Genomic DNA, 18,281 nt, shown 5'->3' with positions numbered 1-18,281 from the left:
AAAGGATCCGGGCCATCGGCGCGATTACTGCGTGCTTAGTGCGTGCGGGAAGCTTAGAAGCCGCCCATTCCGCCCATGCCACCCATGTCATCGCCACCGGCTGGGGCAGCGCCAGCAGGAGCTGGCTTATCTGCGACAACAGCTTCAGTGGTCAGGAACAGGCCAGCGATCGATGCCGCGTTCTGCAGTGCCGAACGGGTCACCTTCACTGGGTCGTTGACACCAGCTTCAAGCAGGTTCACGTATTCGCCGGTTGCAGCGTTCAGGCCGTGGCCTGCTGGCAGGCCCTTGACCTTGTCAGCGACAACGCCTGGCTCCATGCCAGCGTTCAGGGCAATCTGCTTCAGCGGGGCTTCGATGCCAACGCGAACGATGTTCGCACCGGTAGCTTCGTCGCCTTCCAGAACCAGCTTCTCGAATGCTGCAGCGCCAGCCTGGATCAGTGCAACGCCACCACCGGCGACGATGCCTTCTTCAACAGCTGCCTTGGCGTTGCGCACGGCATCTTCGATGCGGTGCTTGCGCTCCTTGAGCTCTACCTCGGTAGCAGCGCCGGCCTTCAGCACAGCGACACCGCCGGAGAGCTTTGCGTGGCGCTCCTGCAGCTTCTCGCGGTCGTAGTCCGAGTCGGTGTTCTTGATCTCGGCTGCGATCTGCGCCTTGCGTCCCTCGATGGCGTCGGCTTCGCCGCCACCTTCAACGATGGTGGTCTCGTCCTTGGTGATAACGACCTTGCGGGCGGTACCGAGGACTTCCAGTCCGACGTTATCCAGGGACAGGCCGATTTCCTCGGAAACAACCTGGCCGCCGGTGAGGATAGCGATGTCGGTCAGCATGGCCTTGCGACGGTCGCCGAAGCCCGGAGCCTTGACAGCAACGGACTTGAACAGGCCGCGGATCTTGTTCAGGATCAGGGTAGCCAGGGCTTCGCCCTCGACATCTTCGGCGATGATCAGCAGCGACTTGTTCGACTGCATGACCTTCTCCAGCAAGGTCACCATGTCCTTGACCGAGGAGATCTTCGAGTTCACGATGAGGACGTAAGGGTCCTCGAGAACGGTTTCCTGGCGCTCAGCGTCGGTGACGAAGTAAGCGGAGATGTACCCCTTGTCGAAGCGCATGCCCTCTGCCAGCTCCAGCTCCAGGCCGAAGGTGTTGGATTCTTCAACGGTGATAACGCCCTGCTCGCCGACCTTGTCGAGAGCTTCAGCGATCAGTGCGCCGATTTCCGGATCGCCAGCAGAGATCGAAGCGGTAGCAGCGATCTGCTCCTTGGATTCGACCTTCTTCGCAGCGGCGAACAGTTCAGCGGTAACAGCTTCTACGGCCTTGTCGATACCGCGGCGCAGTGCGATTGGGTCAGCACCTGCGGCAACGTTGCGCAGGCCTTCCTTGACCAGTGCCTGTGCCAGCACGGTTGCGGTGGTGGTACCGTCGCCAGCGACGTCGTCGGTCTTCTTGGCAACTTCCTTGACCAGCTCTGCGCCGATCTTCTCGTAAGGCTCTTCGAGGTCGATTTCCTTAGCGATGGACACGCCGTCGTTGGTGATAGTAGGAGCGCCCCACTTCTTTTCCAGAACAACGTTGCGGCCGCGTGGGCCCAGGGTGACCTTCACCGCGTCAGCAAGGGTGTTCAGGCCGCGCTCAAGTCCGCGGCGTGCTTCCTCGTCAAATGCAATCATCTTAGCCATTGTGGCGTACGGTCCTTTCGGGACGATTTTGCGAAAATGCAACCGACAGACAGCGCCCGCGACGGACGAGTGGACCGGTGCGGCATCGGGCCAGCAACCGTTTCAGCTCTCGCTATCTGAGGTATTTTCCACGCCCACGCCCTGCGTCCGCTGTCCGGTGCTTCATGGAGTTCTTGGAGAACGCAAAAGCCGACCGGCGTTAGCAGTCGCAACGCATGAGTGCTAATACAAATATTGGCATTCTCGCATGGCGAGTGCAAGCCGATCGGCTCTGAGCGAATGGAATTATGAACGAATTATTCGTTTAGCCCCAGGGTGTCATCGGAGCCCAGAACCACGGTGACCCGGTTCGGAATGTTGCTGGTCTGCAGAACTTCGTCGATATTCAGGATTTCTGCAGCTTTTTCAGCGGTAGTCCGGTAGGACTCGGACATGTAATAAACCGTGGAGACTTCTGCGGGCCTGGTCCAGTTGTCGGCCACAATGCTGGTGAACCCGGCTTCGGCCATGGCATCTTCGCCTTCATTAGCCAGACCGGCAACACTTGCCGCGTTGTACACGCCAATCAGCTGGCCGTAGAGCACGTCTTCGTCATCGATGGTGCTCGTTGGCGATGCGGATTCACTAGGAGTGGGTTCCACGGAGGGCTCGGCGGTGACTTCCTGGGTTTGCGAGGTGTCGCTTCCCGTGGAAGTCGCGAGGGTCTCCTTGAGCTGAGGGCCGAAGATGAAGGACAAGGCACCGATCACCAGCACGAGTACAGCGGTCAGCACTACCCAGCGCAATTTCCCACCGGTTGACTTCGACGCGGCGGACTGCGCCCATCCGTGGGCGTGGTGCGAACCCACACGGGTGCTGAACTCCGGAACGCGATCAAATTCGTCACGCGGGTAGTTGGTCATTCTTGTCCTTGCTCGAGGTCTGATTGGTCACGGCAGGCAGGGTTATTGTCCCGTGCCGACCTTACCGCCCACGCGACGTTTTGTGGAACGTGCTCTGCGCAGGCGCTTGACCAACATCGGGTCGTAGGCCAGTGCCGCGTCGGTTTCAATCAGCTGGTTCAGCAGCTGGTAGTAATTCGTCGGCGACATCGAAAACTGCTTGGTAATGGCTTGTTCCTTGGCCCCGGCATACTTCCACCACAACTTTTCCAGGTTGAGGATCTGTTGCGAACGCTCATCCAATTCCGAATCCGGGTTCATGACGAAATCCACCAGCAATTCATTCTCAGCCATACGTTCTCACCTCTGTCCTTGGACCAGTTTTCTCGGGTTTCGGTTATGCATGTAATCCACCATCGGTAGACATACCACCGATATTCTAACCAATCTGCTTGCCTAACACCGTGTGGCCGAGCACAGGCACGCCAGAAAACGGCACAATTACCCCTATGGACGATTTGCAGCCAGCACTTTTCGATGCACCCCAGCCAGCTCGGACACCAGTGTACGAAGCGGCGGATTTCCCGTTCTACCATGGTGCCCAATCCATGGCCGACCACGGGTTTATCGCTGCAGACTGGGTACCGGCACTCTGCGAGCAGGACTCGTTGCTGCGTTCCCTGGCCACCGATTTGGCGGCCCGTTCGGCGGCCGGTGAACAGATCCTGCCGGCACCGGAGGTGATGTTCCGCGCACTGAGCCTGCCATTGTCCGAAGTCAAGGTCCTAATTATTGGCCAAGACCCATATCCGACACCCGGCCACGCAAATGGTTTGGCCTTCGCGGCCAACAAGCAGGTGCGTCCGCTGCCGCGCTCCTTGGCCAATATCTACAAGGAATTGCAGTCCGATCTGGGGCTGGAGCCGGTTGCGCATCCGGATCTCAGTCCATGGCTTTCCGAAGGCGTCTTGCTGCTGAACCAGGTGCTCTCCGTAGCCGCTGGCAATGCCGGCTCGCATCAGAAGCTGGGTTGGGCGCCAATTCTGCAAGCCATCCTCACCGCGCTCAATGACCGTCCGCGGCCTCCGGCGGCTTTGCTCTGGGGCAAGCATGCGCAGAAACTCTCCGAGTCCCTGTCCAACGCCGTGCAGCTGCAAAGCGCCCATCCCTCGCCGCTCTCAGCCTCGCGCGGGTTCTTCGGCTCCAAGCCCTTCTCAAGCATCAATCGGCTCCTGTCCGACAGCGGACAGAAGCCGATTGACTGGTCGTTGCCGAAAGCCTAGCGTCGGCGGATCCGCCGGCGCTCACGCCGGGCGCTGGAGGTCAATGGACGGCACAGCGTATCGCCGAAGACGACGCCGCCAGCGATGGAGAGCATGATCGCCATGGCGTTGAACATCTCCACCAGTCCCGTGGCGGTGTCATTGACGTTGATGACGATGCCGTACATTGCGCGGAAGATCATCAGGCCCGGAAGCAGGAACATGACCGCAGGAGCCGCTAGCACCAGCTGCGGGGAGCGGAGTTTGTCCGCTGCCAGCCGCGCGGCGAAACCGATCACCGTGGCGACCAGCGCCGGGGTGGCCCGGTCTCCGAGTCCAATGCTTTCGGCCAGCAGCTGCACCAGGTAGCCGCCGACCGCAATGCCGGCGGTAGGCAGCAGCAGGCGCAGCGCGCTCTGCTCGGTGACCGCACCGGCGACAATGGCCACGCCCACCAAGACCACCAGCAGCCAGGCCGGATAGTCGGTTTGGACGATCTGGTGAACGTCGACCTTCTCTCCCCCGAGCAGATCCGAGATCACCAGGGCCGTAGCAATTCCGCAGAGGATCGCCCCGTAGATCAGGCTGGCCGAGAACAACCGGCCTACCGCTGTCACCGGGAAGCCGTTGATGGCATCCTGCAATGCCGAAACGAATCTGCCCGACGGAAGCAGCAGCAAGATGCCGCCAGAGACCACCAGCGCCGGATCCAGCGGAGCGTGGAATTGGTGCCCCAGCAAGGCAATGCCGGTGACCACCAATGTCGAGGCCGCGATGGTGAAGAACTCGGGCACCCTCCAGCGCGAGCCGTATCGGCCGATCTGCGTCACGAGGCTCGAGGACAGCATCGCCACCAGCGCACCAGCCCACGAGCCGCCAATGAAGAGCACGAACGCGGCCGCGAACACGGCCCGGCCGGAGGCGACGATCCAGCGCGGGAACGGCTTGGGCTGCCGCGTGATGTCCTTCAGCCGCTTCGCTGAGACGGATCGCGATACGCCGCCGGCAATGATATCCGAGACGAGTTCGTGCACCAGCACCATGCCGGCGTAGTTCGAGGTGTAGGAGCGGACCACACGCAGCACCGAGTAGCTTTCGGCGTCCGGCGGGCTGTAGTTCAAATGCAGGGATTGGTTGGTGATGTCCACGTCCAAGTGGCTCAGGCCCAGTGCCGCGGTCACCGCGATCACGCTGGTTTCCACTTCCAAGGCGCCTGCGCCGTAGCGGATCAAGGTCTCGCCCAAATCCAGCGCGAACTCCATGGTGCGCCGGTTGGACGCGTCCTGGTCCACATTGACCTTGGGGTTGGCGTAGGGGGTGCCCTGCAGGCGCTCAACGATGTTCAGCGCCTCGGTGGGAGGGGTATCCGAGATCCACATTTTCGCCAGCAGCCGACGGGCCACCGGGTTGGCGCGGGTAGGCATGAGGGTAATGCCCTCATCGGTGGTGTGGACCTGGCCGGTGCGCCACTCGATATCCGAGACATCGGCAGCCGCCACGTTGGCGCTGACCGCCGTATTGAGCGGCAATTCTGATGCCGTTGCCGACTCTTCGGCGGGCTCTGCCGGATGGAAGCCCATGTTGATCTCACTAGTGGCAATGCGGGGCAAGACGCCAGCTAGCGGAGCCGGATCCTCGCCTACGGCATTCGACGAGGCGGCTTGTTCCTCGCTAGATCGATGCGCCACGAATCATGCCCCCTCATCCAAAGTTTTTCCCATGGGATTCACCATACAACCCGTGCATGAAAAGTTGTCGGGAACGTGGCGAATTCGGGAGGTATCGCCGAACACATTTAAGGGTATTTTCGGCCACTGGAATACCGGCGCTCGGCAGTTGGTTGCACCATGCAGAAGTTAGATGTGTTTGCATATAATCCGGAGGATCCAATGAATACGCAGTTCCCTTTGCCAGAAATCGGAGCCGAGACCTTCGGCGACATCACCGAGGACGCCCAGGGCAACCCGCTGAGCCATGCCCAGGTGATCCGCAATGTCATCGCCGAGGGGCAGCAGGCCGAAGCCTCGGGCCTTGATTTCTTCGGTGTCGGCGAGCACCACCGCGATGACTATGCCATCTCCTCCCCCGAGATCGTTCTGGCCGCCCTGGCCAGCACTACCCAGCGCATCAAGCTCGGCACCGCGGTGACCGTGCTCTCCAGCGACGACCCGGTGCGCGTCTACGAACGCTTTGCCACCTTGGACGCGATCTCCAACGGGCGAGTCGAGATCATCGCAGGCCGCGGCTCCTTCATCGAATCCTTCCCGCTCTTCGGCCTGGATCTTGAAGACTACGAGGACCTGTTCGAAGAGAAGCTGCATCTGCTGGCCAAGCTCCGCCACGGCACGCCGGTTTCCTGGCAGGGCAAGCACCGCGCCGCCTTGCGCAACCAGCAGATCTACCCGCTGCTGGAAGACCAGCCCTTGACCACCTGGGTGGGTGTGGGTGGCAGCCCGCAGTCGGTCACCCGCGCGGCCCGGCATGGCTTGCCGTTGTGCTTGGCCATTATCGGCGGCCAGCCCTCGGCCTTCGAAGGCTTGGCCACCCTCTACCGCCGTGCGCTGAAGGAGTTCGGCCATGGAGAATTGCCGGTCTCGGCGCACTTCCATGGCTTGGTGGCTTCCACCGACCAGGAGGCCCTGGAAACCCTCTGGCCGCATTACCAGCGCACCATGAATCGACTGGGCGCCGAACGAGGCTGGCCGCCGGCCAGCAAGATGCGCTTGCAGGCTTCCATGGGGCCCGAGGGAGCCATGATGGCCGGCAGCCCGGAAACTGTGGCACGGAAGATGGCCAAGGTAGCCCAGCAGCTGGGCTTGTCGCGCGTTGACATCAAGTACTCTGCCGGTTCCTTGCCGCACGAGGCGATGATGAACAGCATCAAGTTGCTCGGAGAAGAGGTCAAGCCCATGGTGCACCAGCTGCTTGGCGCCTAGGATCCGGGCTGTTCCGGAAACAGCGAAAGCCACCGCATTGCGGTGGCTTTCGTTCTTGGTGGATCTTACTGGACTCGAACCAGCGACCTTTCGCGTGTGAGGCGAACGCTCTAACCAACTGAGCTAAAGATCCATCTGCGCCCTGACTTGCAAGCCAAGCGCATAAGCAATCCTACCGGGCCGTGGACCTCACTCCAAATCGGCCACCGGTTCCAGCGCCCGGAATCCGTCCCAAGAACACGCCGAAATGCCGCTTCCAGCGCAGGTTCGAACAGTCGCGGTTCACACAATGAGTAGAGCAGAAAAACAACGCCGAATAGTTTATTTGCGATTCACCTAAAAGTATCCATTTCCACTTGTCAAAAAGGGACTTTAGACTCCATAATTTTTTTAGCTCATCGAGCTCAAACTGGACCCTACAAGGAAGTTGCCGGAAGCCGCCGGCATCGGTCCCCTCAAGGCCAACGAAACCGCGCAGTGGATTTTTCCACCGCGCAAAAGCCTCATCTTTCGTTCGTTCTTAGAATTTAGGACCGTACCCCAGTGTTTGAAAACCTGAACTTTTCCTTGTCATCCCTCTGCGTTCAGCCGGCCCAGCGCGCCGAATTAGCGACCCTTTACCCCCTGGTCGACCAGCGTTGGAACCAGAAGTTCGACCGGCTCTCGCTGCTTGTGACCGTGCGCGACCAGGGCACCTTGGTTGCCGCAGGCCTCGTGCATGATTCCATCATTGCCCCGACTTCTTCGATGAACGCCGTGGAGCTCGGTTGCATGGCCGTGCGCCCGGACTATCGCCGCCTGGGCATCCGCCAGCATGCGACGTCGCTGCGCCTTGCCCACGCGCTGCGTTCGGGCAAAACCCCGATCAGCGTCATCGATTCGCAGAACCCGGCATCCTGGGCCTTCTACGAGCGTTCGGAGCTGTGGCAGCGCGAGCGCAGCTTCGAGCACGATGGGCAGCTCAAGTTCATCTACCGGGCCACCGAGGCCGCATGGCAGTGGGCCGCGCAATTGCCGCAGGCCTCCGAGGACCACGTGGCCATCCACCTTCCCGAAAGTGCGATGCCAGCCCCGAGCCTCATGGCCGGCCCGGCTCCGGTCCAGGGATTCGCCGCGCAGTTCGGATCCGATGATTCGGCCTCCGCCGTGCCGGTGATGTGAGCGCCTAGAACAGGGCGTCCTGCTGCTCGTCCACGGAGCCGTGGCCCGGCAGCGGGGCAACTTCTCCGGCCCGGCGAGCGCGAGCGGCCTCGTGCAGGTCGATCGGGGTGACCTTCAGGACCGCATCGACCATGGCGTTGAGGAACTGCGGCGCGGCAATATCCGCTGGCACCGGAGCGTGGACGCATTTCACTTCGGGATCCTCTGCGCTCTCATCCCAATCCACCAGCAGCAGGCCGGTGGCGGTGTACCCGAAGCCGTCGCCGAAGTCGCGCAGCTTGCGGATCATGTCCACGGTGCGGCGGAAGGCGGCCGGCTCGGATTGCAGGATCGTGGCACGCTGCACGAAGAAGAACCCGACGGCTGCCAGCGGGTAGCGGGCCCGCAGGTTAGCCGCATCCCCATAGGCCTCCTCATAGCGGTTGGCCAGGTTCTTGCCGAAGGATGAGGTCATCGCCTTGGTGCTGAGCAGCAGTTCTGGACCGGTGGACCAATGGGTCATCACCACGTCGGTTTGCTTCATGTAGGCGCGGCCCAGGATGCGCGCGTCGATGCTGCCCGCCTTGCCCGCCATGATGGACTCGTGCACCTCGTCGGCCAGCCGCTCCGGCAGCTTGCGCAGCAGTTCCAGGATGTCGCTGGACAAGACCCGGGGCGCCTCGGGACGCGGCCACACCAGATCCGCATCGAATCCGGCACGGCGCAATTCATGGGCCAGCCATGCGTCCACGCCCTGGGCAAAGCGGCCCGAACGGGTGACCGCCTTGTTGCGGACCGGGATGCTCAGCAGGCGTTCGAGCACCGGGAAGGACGGGTTGAATTCCTCGGTTACCGCGCCATTGCCCAGCCAGGGCGAATCCTTCGCCGCTGACATCAACGTGGTATCGAATTCGGCAAAGGCCAAGGTCTTTTCGATCGCAGGATTGGCCACGGTCATCCCCTCACGGCTTTGCTTCTGGCCTTGCGGCGTTCGAGCATATTCATTCGCGCAGTGCGGACCGCCTCCAGCGCATCCGGCTCCAAGCCGAGCAGCTGCTCGAGCACCACGCCGTCCACCAGGTCGGTGGCCTCTTGCTTGCGCCCCTGCACCAGCAGTTCACGCACCGCCGGCTTGATGGCACGCAATTGCCGGGCATAGCGCTGCACCATGCCGATCGCCGGGACCGGCAGCTGGTCGGCTTCACGCGGTTCCAGCTTCAGGATGCCGCCGCCGTAGGAGCGGCCCACCATTTCGGCTCCGAGCATGGTCAGGGTATTGAGCGATGCCACCGGGAGCAGCTCGCGGCCCAGCTCGCGCGCATCGGCGCCGAGGTACACCCCATGGATCGAGTTGATGTGGTGCACCGCGGCCTCGTTGGCGGTCAACCGCGGGGTGTCGGCGTTCATGTAGGTCATGAACAGGTCCGGCACCGAGAGCACCGGCACCCGCCACCACGGGGAGCGCACCTTGCACTTGTAGGCCTGGTCGACGTTCTGCAGTTCACCGCTGGCCACGAAGCGCGCACCGGCGCCGCTGGGTTCCGCTCCGGGGCGGAACATGTAGGCAGCTGCCCCGTGCTCGGCGAGCTTTTCCCAGCCGTCCTCGCTCAATTCCAGCCCGCGCAGGTGGCGCGAGCCCGGAGGCGAGATCCGGATCAGGTCCTCGCGGGCCAGCCCCAGGTCCTGGATCTGCTGGGCCGAGAGGGTGAACCACTTATTATTGCCGGTGACTGCGCCCAGCGAGGTTTCGCCCCAGGACTGCAGCGGCGCCATCCGGCCGGCGGCCAGTGCCGCCGCCAAGATCCCCTGGGCTTCAAGGCCGACCAGGGAACCGGTCCAGCGCTCGTTCATGCGCACTGGGGTGTGGCGGGTGCCTTCGCCCAGGGCTTGCAGATCCAGCGCATTGCGGAATTGGTGCAGGTTGAAGGAACCGCTAGCCCCTTCGCGGTAGCCCTCGGACAGCAGCAGCACCACTTCTTCCTGCGCGTCTGCGAACAAGCGCTCTTCGAAGACGGCCAGGTGCACGCTGGCGAAGCGTTCAAGCAGCATCTGGCGGACAGGTCCGGCATAGTTCACGAACATCAGCTCTGCCGGAAGCACCAGGGCCAGGCGCCCGCCGACGGCAAGGAAGCTGGTGGCGTGCACGACGAAAGCGGCCCAGATGCTGGCAAGTTCATTCAGTTCCACGCCCGAGGCCTTGGCCGCGGCGCGCGAGAGCTGCCGGTCAGCTCCGCGGTGCAACTGGTAGCGCACGTAGGGAGGGTTGCCGATGACAGCGTCGAACTCGGCGTTGCCGGTGACCTCGAAGAAGTTGGCGTGCTCGATGCGCGCGTCGATCCCGGCCGCGCTCATCCGCTCGCGGGCGGCCTGCACCGATGGTTCGTGCAGTTCCAGGCCCACCAGCTCGACCCGGTCTCGGCCATCTGCGAGCACCGGATGGGCAGCGGCAAGGAATTGCGCTTCACCGCAGGAGGGTTCCAGGACCTTGGATCCTTGCTCCCCCAGCGCCCACTGCGCCATGAAGCTGGCAACGGGTTCCGGGGTGAAGTAGGCTCCGCGCGCATGGCGGGCGGTGGCCTGATCTGTCAATTCTCTACTCAACACGCATCGATCTTTCCACGTAGGCCAGACAGTTCGGCTGGACCGGTAGACCGAGTCCGGGCGGCAACTTCTCTATTCTACGTGCGCGGGCATCTGGCTGGTTCCTGTTCCTAGTGCTCTGCTTCGGCTTTGCCCTTGTGGCGCAGCTTCTGGATGCCCAGGATGATGACGGTAATCACGGTACCCATGATGAAACCGGCAAGGCAGGAGAAGGCGGTGTTCACCAGCCAGCCCAGCACGGCGCCAGCCTGGCCGGTCGCGTCGTGGACCAGCAGTTCCACGTGGTGCACGAAGCCGTACGGTGCGTGCCAGCCCAGTTCGTCCATGCCGACCAGCAGCAGGTGCCCGCCGACCCAGAGCATCGCGATCACGCCGACCTTGCTCAGGATGGACATCACGATGGGCATCGCCTTGACCAGGCCGCGCCCGATCTTCTGCGTGAGCTGGCGCGGCTTGGAGGCCATGTGCAGGCCGATGTCGTCCATTTTGACGATCAAGCCCACGGCGCCATAGACCACGACGGTCATCAGGATGGCGATCACAATCAGGATCAGTGCGCGATTCAAGAACGGCTCGTGGGACACCTCGTTCAGCGAGATGACCATGATCTCCGCGGAAAGCACGAGGTCTGTGCGCACTGCAGATCCGATGATCGCTTTCTCGTCGCGCACTCCCTCCTTGCCGCCTGGAGTGTGGTGCTTGATCGCGCCCATCGCCTCAAGCAGCTTCTCGGCGCCTTCGAAAACCAGGTAGGCGCCACCGATCATCAGGATCGGGGTGAGCGCCCATGGAGCGAACTGCGATAGGACCAGCGCCACCGGAAGGATGAACAGCATCTTGTTCCGGATAGACCCAACGGCGATCTTCCAGATGATTGGAAGCTCGCGCTTGGGCGAGAGCCCGGCCACGTACTGAGGGGTGACTGCCGCATCGTCGATGACGACGCCTAGCGATTTGGTGCTGGCCTTGCCAGCGCCCAGCGCGATGTCGTCAAGGGATGCCGCGGTGACTTTCACCAGCGCCGCCACGTCGTCCAATAGTGCTGCAAGGCCTCCGGCCATGGTCGGCTCCTCAAATATAGGTTCTGCGCAAAATTCTACCGGCGGGATCTTTGAGCCTGCCATAGGCGCGACGCTGGCTCGGGCATGATCTGGGGCTAAAAAAGAAACCGCGCCATGAAGATTCATGGACACGGTTCCCGTTGCTGGTCCAGGACCAGGTCAGAGCCCCCTACCGGATTCGAACCGGTGACCTTCAGTTTACAAGACAGACGCTCTGGCCAGCTGAGCTAAGGGGGCGTACCGAATAAGAATATCCGAAAACCCTGCGGCACTGCGAATTGGCGATGCTCCGAGTTAAATGCCGATGGGAAGGAAGCCAGCAGTGGCTTCCTTCCCATCGGTCGGGGTGCGAGATCAATAAGGATACTACCGGATCCCGAACAATTGTCCAGAGGCTACCGGTTCGACTTACTTGTTGGCAGCGATTGCTTCCTTCACTGCGGTTGGGAAGTCTTCCTTTGCCAGATCGACTACCTCCCCCTGGACGAAGATCGATGGGGTGCCAGCCACGCCATCGTACTGGCCGGCAGTGGTGGTGTACTGGACGAATGGACGGAACTTGTCATCTGCGATGCAGCTTTCAACGGACTGCGCAGCGCCATTCTGGATCGCCAGATCGGCCAGCTCGGCGTTCTTCATCTCGCCCTCTGGGTAGTGGCCCCACAGCGCCTTGACGAAGCCCATGTAGGCTTCTGGGCTTTCGTCGGCGACGCAAGCCAATGCGTTGGCGCCGCGCGAGGAGAAGTTGGTTGCTGAACCACGGTCAAGGTAGCCGACGTTGCGGTATTCAACGGTGACGTCGCCGTTGGCCAGCCATTCCTCGATCTGGTCCCCGTAGGTAGCCTCGAAGTCTGCACAGTGAACGCAGTTGGCGTCAACGTACATGGCGATGTTGATCGGTTCGCCCTTTTCAGCCACCGTCAGGTCGCGTGGGGTAGCAGGCGATGGCGCCTCGGCAGGTGCTTCGAGCGTCTTGATATCAACATTCTCGATGGACTTCTCCGCGACAGTGTCCGGCGAGGTGACCATGATGCCACCGGCTGCGGTAGCGCCCTGCGGCACGGCGCCGGAGTCTGCCACCTTTGCGTTGTTGTTCTGCACGATCAAGGTAACTACCAGTGCGATGACCACAATGACTGCGGCCAATACGCCCAGCTTCACGAAAAGCGACTTGCGCTTCTGAGCGGCATCTTGAGCGGCACGCATCTGCGCCGCCTTCTCTCGGGCACTCGCGGTTCGCTCTGCCTTCGATGGGCGCGGATTATTTGTAGACATAAATTTGGCGGTTCCTTGGTCAGCGGACAACTATCATCTGGAGTCAAGCTTAGCCAACTCCGAGCGCCAATATCCTTGAAAACTCAAGATTCCCCCACCTTCACAGGACTCACATATCTTTCGCATACAGCACCCAAAGTGCTTCGAAAACCTTAAGTTGAGCGTTAAACCAAGTCATTGGCGGATATCGTTTCTTTGCTGCCCGTCCTTTGCTGACCACACGGCACATGCGCAGAAGTAGCCCATATGACGGAGAAATCCGTCCCTTCGTTCCCTTAGCAGTCAGTTTTCACTAGGCTAAATAGCAAGAGCGAGGAAATTTGACGAGATGTCATTCACTCAGAACCGACGAATCTGCACCACGCCGGTGAACCAGATTGAACAAACCAGGAGGTTTGCAGTGGGTACCCCAGCGCCGAGTACAAAGACCGAAAATTCCTACGATTTTGTGGTTGTAGCCAACCGCCTTCCGGTGGACCGCATCACCAATCCTGACGGATCGCAAGGATTCCAGCGTTCCCCCGGTGGTTTGGTTACCGCCTTGGAACCGGTCATGGCTGCGTCCGAAGGTGCGTGGGTAGGCTGGCATGGCGGTATCGGCGAGAAGCTGGAGAGCTTCGACAAGGATGACATCCATCTGGTTCCGGTCCCCCTGGATGAGGATGACCTGACCCTCTACTACGAGGGCTTCTCCAACTCGACGCTTTGGCCGCTCTACCACGACGTCATCGTGCCACCGGAGTACCACCGCACCTGGTGGGACCGCTACAAGAGGATCAACCAGCGATTCGCCGATGCCGTACTGGAAATCGCGGCCCCGAACGCTACCGTGTGGGTCCACGACTACCAGCTGCAGCTGGTTCCGCAGATGCTGCGGCTGGCGCGACCCGATCTGAAAATCGGCTTCTTCCTGCACATACCGTTCCCGGCGGCCAGCCTGTTTTCGCAGCTGCCCTGGCGCACCCAGATCTTGCAGGGACTGGTCGGCGCGGACTTGGTCGGGTTCCAGCGCGAAACCGATGCGAGCAATTTCCTGCGCTGCTTGCGCCGGTTCACCGACTACTCCACCAAGGGCGATGTGGCTTCGCCCCCAGCCGGTAACGACATGCAGAATCTCTGCCGTGCCAATGCGCATCCGATTTCCATCGATACCGAGCAAATCGCCAAGCTCGCACGCGATCCGCAAATCATTGCCCGTGCCGCCCAGATCCGCCATGAGCTGGGCAATCCGAAAACCATCATGCTGGGCGTGGACCGCTTGGACTACACCAAGGGCATTCGCCACCGCCTGAAGGCCTATGGCGAGCTGCTCTCCGACCAGACTCTGCGCGCCGGTGATGTCTGCCTGATCCAGGTAGCCAGCCCCAGCCGGGAAAACGTGGACAGCTACATCGAGCTGCGTGACCAGGTCGAGCTCATGGTCGGGCAGATCACCGGCCAGCATGACACCCTGAGCCACACCACCCTGCGCTACCTGCACCAGTCCTATCCGCTGCGCGAAATGATCGCCATGTATCTGGCAGCCGATGTCCTGCTGGTCACGGCCCTGCGCGATGGGATGAATCTGGTGGCCAAGGAGTTCGTCGCTGCGCACCAGGATGGTCGCGGCGTACTGGTGCTCTCGGAGTACACCGGCGCTGCAGATCAGCTGACCCAGGCGGTCCTGGTCAACCCGCACGACATCGACGGGATGAAGGCCAAGATCGTTGAAGCGGTTCAGATGAATGAGACGGAGCAGGAACGCCGGATGAAACGCATGAACCGCCACTTGGCGCTCAACGACGTCTCGAAGTGGTCCGAGGACTTCCTGGCCGAGCTGGCCGAGATCAACGCGGCCACCTCCGTGCACGAAATCGTTCGCTAGAAGATTCCGACGGGAATCCTGATCTCCGATGAGGAATACCATTGCCTGACCTTGACCCTGCCTTGCAGGCCGCACTGGCTGAATTTGCTGCCCATCAGCGGGTACTAGTTGCTTTGGACTTTGACGGAACGATGTCGCCGCTGGTTGACCGGCCGCAAGAGGCCCGGCCGCTGGAAGAGTCTGCTGCTGCCTTCGAGCAGCTGGCTTCCAGTCCCGGGGTATACACCGCGGTGGTGTCGGGGCGTAACCTGCAGTCCTTGAGCGAGGTCTATCCTGAGCCTCGTCCAGAGATTCGCATTGGTTCGCACGGTGCCGAGCGCTTGGTTCCGCAACAGCTGGGCGCGATCTGGCACGATGAGCCGCTGACCGCAAGGCAGTCCGAGCTGCTCGGGCAAATTACCCAGCGCCTGGAACGAGTCGCTGCGATGCACCAGAACGCCAGCGTGGAGTACAAACCGTCGGCCACGGTCCTGCACGTCCGCCAGGCAACACCTGATGTTGCCGCCAAGGCCCTGGCACAGGCGCGGCAGGCGCTAGGTGATTTGGACGGCATCAAACTGCTTGAAGGCAAAGCGGTGCTAGAGGCCACCGTGCATCACGGCGATAAGGGCCAGAGCCTGCAGTGGTTGCGTGAAGTACTCGACGTCCAAGCGGTCCTTTTTGTCGGTGATGACGTGACCGACGAGAACGGATTCAAGGTGCTTGGCGCAGCGGATCTGGGCATCAAGGTGGGACCTGGACCAACTGCGGCCGCGCATAATATCCTTTCGCCAAGTGAATTACCACACCTTTTGAAAAGTCTGATTTCCATGCGACACTGAAGTGTCCCAACTCACTTTCACTACGGATCGTCGGGCACGTACCTGCCCGTGAAAGGATTGTCATCATGGCAACTGTGACCTTTGAAAAGGCCACCCGCATTTACCCGGGCGCACTTGTGCCTTCCGTCGACGCTATCGACTTGGAAATCCAAGATGGAGAATTCCTTGTCCTGGTCGGCCCCTCGGGTTGCGGCAAGTCCACCACCCTGCGCATGCTCGCGGGTTTGGAAGAAGTAAACTCCGGTCGTATTCTCATTGGCGATAAGGATGTGACCAACGTTCCGCCTAAGGACCGCGACATCGCCATGGTCTTCCAGAACTACGCGCTGTACCCCCACATGACCGTTGCCGAGAATATGGGCTTTGCCTTGAAGATCGCCGGCGTCGACAAGGAGGAACGCAAGAAGCGCGTGCTGGAAGCAGCCAAGCTTCTCGATCTGGAGAAGTACTTGGACCGCAAGCCCAAGGCCTTGTCTGGCGGCCAGCGTCAGCGTGTGGCCATGGGTCGCGCCATCGTTCGTTCGCCCCAGGTGTTCTTGATGGACGAACCGCTGTCCAACCTCGATGCAAAGCTGCGCGTGCAGACCCGTACCCAGATTGCGTCGCTGACCCGCCGACTCGGTGTCACGACCGTGTACGTGACCCACGACCAGGTGGAAGCCTTGACTATGGGTGACCGCGTTGCCGTACTCAAGGACGGCGAGTTGCAGCAGGTAGGCACTCCTCGTGAGCTCTACGATCGCCCACGCAATGTCTTCGTCGCAGGCTTCATCGGGTCTCCTGCCATGAACCTGGTGCAGTTGCAGTCTGCCAATGGACAGGTTGCTTTCGGTTCAGCTGTTATCGATGCGCCTGGAGCACAGGGTGGAGTCACCTTGGGCTTCCGTCCAGAGGACATCGAGATTGTCGGTGCCGGCGAAGGCGTGGAGATTGTTGTCGACGTTGTTGAAGAGCTCGGCGCAGATGCCTACATCTACGGTTCGGCAGAGCTAGGCGGCGAAACTCAGATAGTCGTGGTTCGTGTTGACGGCCGTACGCCTCCCGCACGTGGACAGCGCATCAATATTGCACCAAATCTGCAGCACGCGCACCTGTTTGATACGGAAAGCGGTCTGCGCTTGGACAACGCCTAATACTGGCTAGCGCCAATGGCGGCTTGGAAATTGAACTCTAAGCCGCCATTGGCTTTAAGTCCGCTGCGCGAGAGTCCGGTTAAACATCGAAGGCCCCGAACAAAAGTTCGGGGCCTTCGGCAAATTATGCCCGGCGATGACCTACTCTCCCACACCCTCCCGAGTGCAGTACCATCGGCGCTGTGGGTCTTAGCTTCCAGGTTCGGTATGGATCTGGGCGTTTCCCCCACGCTATGATCGCCGTAACTCTATACCTCATGGCTAGCCATGGGAAAACTACGGTGTCATTCGCGATTGCGACAACTCCATAACTATATCAAGCACGCAGTGGATGCGCCACTTCAGAACGCGTTAGCAATAGTGTCCTTCGCCATACCCGGCTAACTGGGCTAGCTCCAGATATCATCCCCGCGGAGCGTAGCCTCGGCACCGCCATCGCAGTAAATCGTTTGCCCGGTGACGTGAGTATTTTCTGCACTTGTTAGCCACAGCAGTAGCTTGGCAATTACCACGGCTTCAGAGTGGTAGTTCAATGGCATCGGCACATTCTGGTCAACCATCGATTTGCCTTCTTCTGTCGCCAATAGGTCCCGGGTCATGTTGGTGATCACGGTGCCAGGAGCCACAGCATTCAATGGGATCCCTGCGCCGGCCCACTTCTCCGAGATGCACTCGCGGCGAACCCAGCGGCTCAGCGCACGCTTGGAGGACGGGTAATTCAGGTAACCGGATCGCGGGCCAGTGGCTTCCAAGGCTGCACCAATGGCCAGGGCTGCTTCCTCGTCGCCTGCAAGCAACGCATCAACGAGTTCAGCGGAATTCTGCTGGATCGAGGCCATCGAGGAAACCACGGCCACGCGTGGTGACTGCGAGAGTCCCAATGCAGGCAGCAGGCCTTCCAGATACCTGGTTACGCCGAAGTAGTTTACCGAGACGGTAATCGCCTTAGGAGCCGAGATGCCTGCGGCCGCGATGACCGCATCAATCTTGCCTTCGGAATGCTCTAGGGTCTGGCTGATGGCACTTAGCCGGCCCGTCTGCGTCGATAGGTCAGCAGTGACCTCAGCATCGCGTAGATCAACTCCAATGACCTTGTGCCCACGTTCTCGAATCAATTCTGCAGTGGCCGCGCCAATACCGGAAGCAGCGCCAGTAACGACATAAGTTCTCACGTTCGGTTTCCCTCTTTCGCAATTGGAAGACGAGTCGAGTCACCGTCGATGGGTCAGTCGCAGCCTCGCTCATATCCCACACTATGCCCATTTCGAGTGGCCCCTTGAACAATGATGCCTAAGTCAAGTGTTTGTGGTTGCCTTAGTCGCTTAGCAGCTATCGAGGTTAAAGCAGGAGGGGAGGAGGAACCAGGCAGCGCCAGCTGCCCAATTCCCCCTCCCCCTTCTCGTTAAACAGGTGAGGCCCCGGCACCAAACGGTACCAGGGCCTCAAACCATCTACTCAAGTTAAGTCCGGCGGTGACCTACTCTCCCACACCCTCACGAGTGCAGTACCATCGGCGCAGTGGGCCTTAGCTTCCGGGTTCGGTATGGGACCGGGCGTTTCCCCCACGCTATGACCGCCGTAACAATCACGAAGCACACAAACCAAAACGTTTCCTG

At 60.9% G+C, this 18,281-nt stretch carries 15 protein-coding genes, 2 tRNA genes and 2 rRNA genes; 6 read left to right on the top strand and 13 right to left on the bottom strand.

Translation table 11 applies throughout. The features are described from left to right. Positions 1-53 precede the first annotated feature (53 nt). The 3 genes from groL to ACNPN0_RS08755 form a co-directional block, all read right to left on the bottom strand. Positions 54-1,691 (bottom strand): chaperonin GroEL, encoded by a 1,638-nt coding sequence (gene groL / locus ACNPN0_RS08765; RefSeq protein ID WP_105659122.1) that lies wholly within the window; start codon positions 1,689-1,691, stop codon positions 54-56. 296 nt (positions 1,692-1,987) lie between these two features. Then, positions 1,988-2,593 (bottom strand): LytR C-terminal domain-containing protein, encoded by a 606-nt coding sequence (locus ACNPN0_RS08760; RefSeq protein WP_105659121.1) that lies wholly within the window; start codon positions 2,591-2,593, stop codon positions 1,988-1,990. Between the two features lie 42 nt (positions 2,594-2,635). Continuing rightward, positions 2,636-2,926, bottom strand: coding sequence for a DUF3263 domain-containing protein (locus ACNPN0_RS08755; protein WP_332728154.1), 291 nt, complete (start codon positions 2,924-2,926; stop codon positions 2,636-2,638). A gap of 155 nt (positions 2,927-3,081) precedes the next feature. Between ACNPN0_RS08755 and ACNPN0_RS08750 the strand changes: the two genes are divergently transcribed. Beyond that, on the top strand, positions 3,082-3,855 hold the full coding sequence (locus ACNPN0_RS08750) for a uracil-DNA glycosylase (protein ID WP_448938307.1): 774 nt from the start codon (positions 3,082-3,084) through the stop codon (positions 3,853-3,855). Here the strand turns inward: ACNPN0_RS08750 and ACNPN0_RS08745 are convergent. After that, positions 3,852-5,522, bottom strand: a complete 1,671-nt coding sequence (locus ACNPN0_RS08745) for a threonine/serine ThrE exporter family protein (protein ID WP_448938308.1) — start codon at positions 5,520-5,522, stop codon at positions 3,852-3,854. The genes ACNPN0_RS08750 and ACNPN0_RS08745 overlap by 4 nt on opposite strands. 201 nt (positions 5,523-5,723) lie before the next feature. Here ACNPN0_RS08745 and ACNPN0_RS08740 point away from each other — a divergent pair, with 201 nt between their 5' ends. Then, positions 5,724-6,770 carry an LLM class flavin-dependent oxidoreductase gene (locus tag ACNPN0_RS08740; protein ID WP_402696643.1) on the top strand — a complete coding sequence of 349 codons (1,047 nt, stop codon included), beginning with the start codon at positions 5,724-5,726 and terminating at the stop codon, positions 6,768-6,770. A gap of 56 nt (positions 6,771-6,826) precedes the next feature. Here the strand turns inward: ACNPN0_RS08740 and ACNPN0_RS08735 are convergent. Beyond that, positions 6,827-6,903: transfer RNA gene (locus tag ACNPN0_RS08735), tRNA-Val, on the bottom strand. A gap of 410 nt (positions 6,904-7,313) precedes the next feature. Here ACNPN0_RS08735 and ACNPN0_RS08730 point away from each other — a divergent pair. Beyond that, positions 7,314-7,931, top strand: coding sequence for a GNAT family N-acetyltransferase (locus tag ACNPN0_RS08730; RefSeq protein ID WP_332487736.1), 618 nt, complete (start codon positions 7,314-7,316; stop codon positions 7,929-7,931). A 4-nt stretch (positions 7,932-7,935) separates the two neighbouring features. On the opposite strand, the gene ACNPN0_RS08725 is transcribed toward ACNPN0_RS08730, so the two are convergent. The 5 genes from ACNPN0_RS08725 to ACNPN0_RS08705 form a co-directional block, all read right to left on the bottom strand. Continuing rightward, positions 7,936-8,868, bottom strand: coding sequence for a hypothetical protein (locus tag ACNPN0_RS08725; RefSeq protein ID WP_448938309.1), 933 nt, complete (start codon positions 8,866-8,868; stop codon positions 7,936-7,938). After that, positions 8,865-10,514: an HsdM family class I SAM-dependent methyltransferase gene (locus ACNPN0_RS08720; protein ID WP_448938881.1), complete on the bottom strand. Its 1,650-nt coding sequence runs from the start codon at positions 10,512-10,514 to the stop codon at positions 8,865-8,867. Before ACNPN0_RS08720 ends, ACNPN0_RS08725 begins: the two co-directional genes overlap by 4 nt. A gap of 107 nt (positions 10,515-10,621) precedes the next feature. Continuing rightward, entirely contained in the window at positions 10,622-11,572 is a 951-nt protein-coding gene (locus ACNPN0_RS08715; protein WP_448938311.1) for a DUF808 domain-containing protein, read from the bottom strand. Positions 11,573-11,735: 163 nt separating this feature from the next. After that, positions 11,736-11,809, bottom strand: a tRNA-Thr gene (locus tag ACNPN0_RS08710). A 171-nt stretch (positions 11,810-11,980) separates the two neighbouring features. Beyond that, positions 11,981-12,847, bottom strand: a complete 867-nt coding sequence (locus tag ACNPN0_RS08705; protein WP_332487742.1) for a DsbA family protein — start codon at positions 12,845-12,847, stop codon at positions 11,981-11,983. A gap of 400 nt (positions 12,848-13,247) precedes the next feature. Here ACNPN0_RS08705 and ACNPN0_RS08700 point away from each other — a divergent pair, with 400 nt between their 5' ends. The 3 genes from ACNPN0_RS08700 to ACNPN0_RS08690 all read left to right on the top strand — a co-directional run bounded on the left by ACNPN0_RS08700 (position 13,248) and on the right by ACNPN0_RS08690 (position 16,665). Then, positions 13,248-14,711 (top strand): alpha,alpha-trehalose-phosphate synthase (UDP-forming), encoded by a 1,464-nt coding sequence (locus ACNPN0_RS08700; RefSeq protein ID WP_448938312.1) that lies wholly within the window; start codon positions 13,248-13,250, stop codon positions 14,709-14,711. Positions 14,712-14,752: 41 nt separating this feature from the next. Beyond that, entirely contained in the window at positions 14,753-15,532 is a 780-nt protein-coding gene (gene otsB, locus ACNPN0_RS08695) for a trehalose-phosphatase (RefSeq protein ID WP_448938313.1), read from the top strand. 65 nt (positions 15,533-15,597) lie between these two features. Further along, positions 15,598-16,665 carry an ABC transporter ATP-binding protein gene (locus ACNPN0_RS08690; protein WP_105659109.1) on the top strand — a complete coding sequence of 356 codons (1,068 nt, stop codon included), beginning with the start codon at positions 15,598-15,600 and terminating at the stop codon, positions 16,663-16,665. Between the two features lie 128 nt (positions 16,666-16,793). On the opposite strand, the gene rrf (ACNPN0_RS08685) is transcribed toward ACNPN0_RS08690, so the two are convergent. From rrf (ACNPN0_RS08685) to rrf (ACNPN0_RS08675), 3 genes are all read right to left on the bottom strand, one after another. Beyond that, positions 16,794-16,910: ribosomal RNA gene (gene rrf, locus ACNPN0_RS08685) — 5S ribosomal RNA — on the bottom strand. Between the two features lie 144 nt (positions 16,911-17,054). Beyond that, entirely contained in the window at positions 17,055-17,837 is a 783-nt protein-coding gene (locus ACNPN0_RS08680; protein ID WP_448938314.1) for an SDR family oxidoreductase, read from the bottom strand. A gap of 292 nt (positions 17,838-18,129) precedes the next feature. Further along, positions 18,130-18,246 (bottom strand): 5S ribosomal RNA (gene rrf / locus ACNPN0_RS08675). Positions 18,247-18,281 lie beyond the last annotated feature (35 nt).

Source organism: Glutamicibacter sp. AGC84, assembly GCF_053543575.1.
This window is presented reverse-complemented; position numbering and strand designations above follow the sequence as displayed.

Excerpts from the sequence above, each read along its gene's own strand:
- groL (WP_105659122.1), bottom strand. The coding sequence starts at position 1,691 with ATGGCTAAGATGATTGCATTTGACGAGGAAGCACGCCGCGGACTTGAG.
- ACNPN0_RS08715 (WP_448938311.1), bottom strand. The coding sequence starts at position 11,572 with ATGGCCGGAGGCCTTGCAGCACTATTGGACGACGTGGCGGCGCTGGTG.
- ACNPN0_RS08740 (WP_402696643.1), top strand. The coding sequence starts at position 5,724 with ATGAATACGCAGTTCCCTTTGCCAGAAATCGGAGCCGAGACCTTCGGC.
- ACNPN0_RS08690 (WP_105659109.1), top strand. The coding sequence starts at position 15,598 with ATGGCAACTGTGACCTTTGAAAAGGCCACCCGCATTTACCCGGGCGCA.
- ACNPN0_RS08755 (WP_332728154.1), bottom strand. The coding sequence starts at position 2,926 with ATGGCTGAGAATGAATTGCTGGTGGATTTCGTCATGAACCCGGATTCG.
- ACNPN0_RS08760 (WP_105659121.1), bottom strand. The coding sequence starts at position 2,593 with ATGACCAACTACCCGCGTGACGAATTTGATCGCGTTCCGGAGTTCAGC.
- ACNPN0_RS08750 (WP_448938307.1), top strand. The coding sequence starts at position 3,082 with ATGGACGATTTGCAGCCAGCACTTTTCGATGCACCCCAGCCAGCTCGG.
- ACNPN0_RS08725 (WP_448938309.1), bottom strand. The coding sequence starts at position 8,868 with ATGACCGTGGCCAATCCTGCGATCGAAAAGACCTTGGCCTTTGCCGAA.
- ACNPN0_RS08705 (WP_332487742.1), bottom strand. The coding sequence starts at position 12,847 with ATGTCTACAAATAATCCGCGCCCATCGAAGGCAGAGCGAACCGCGAGT.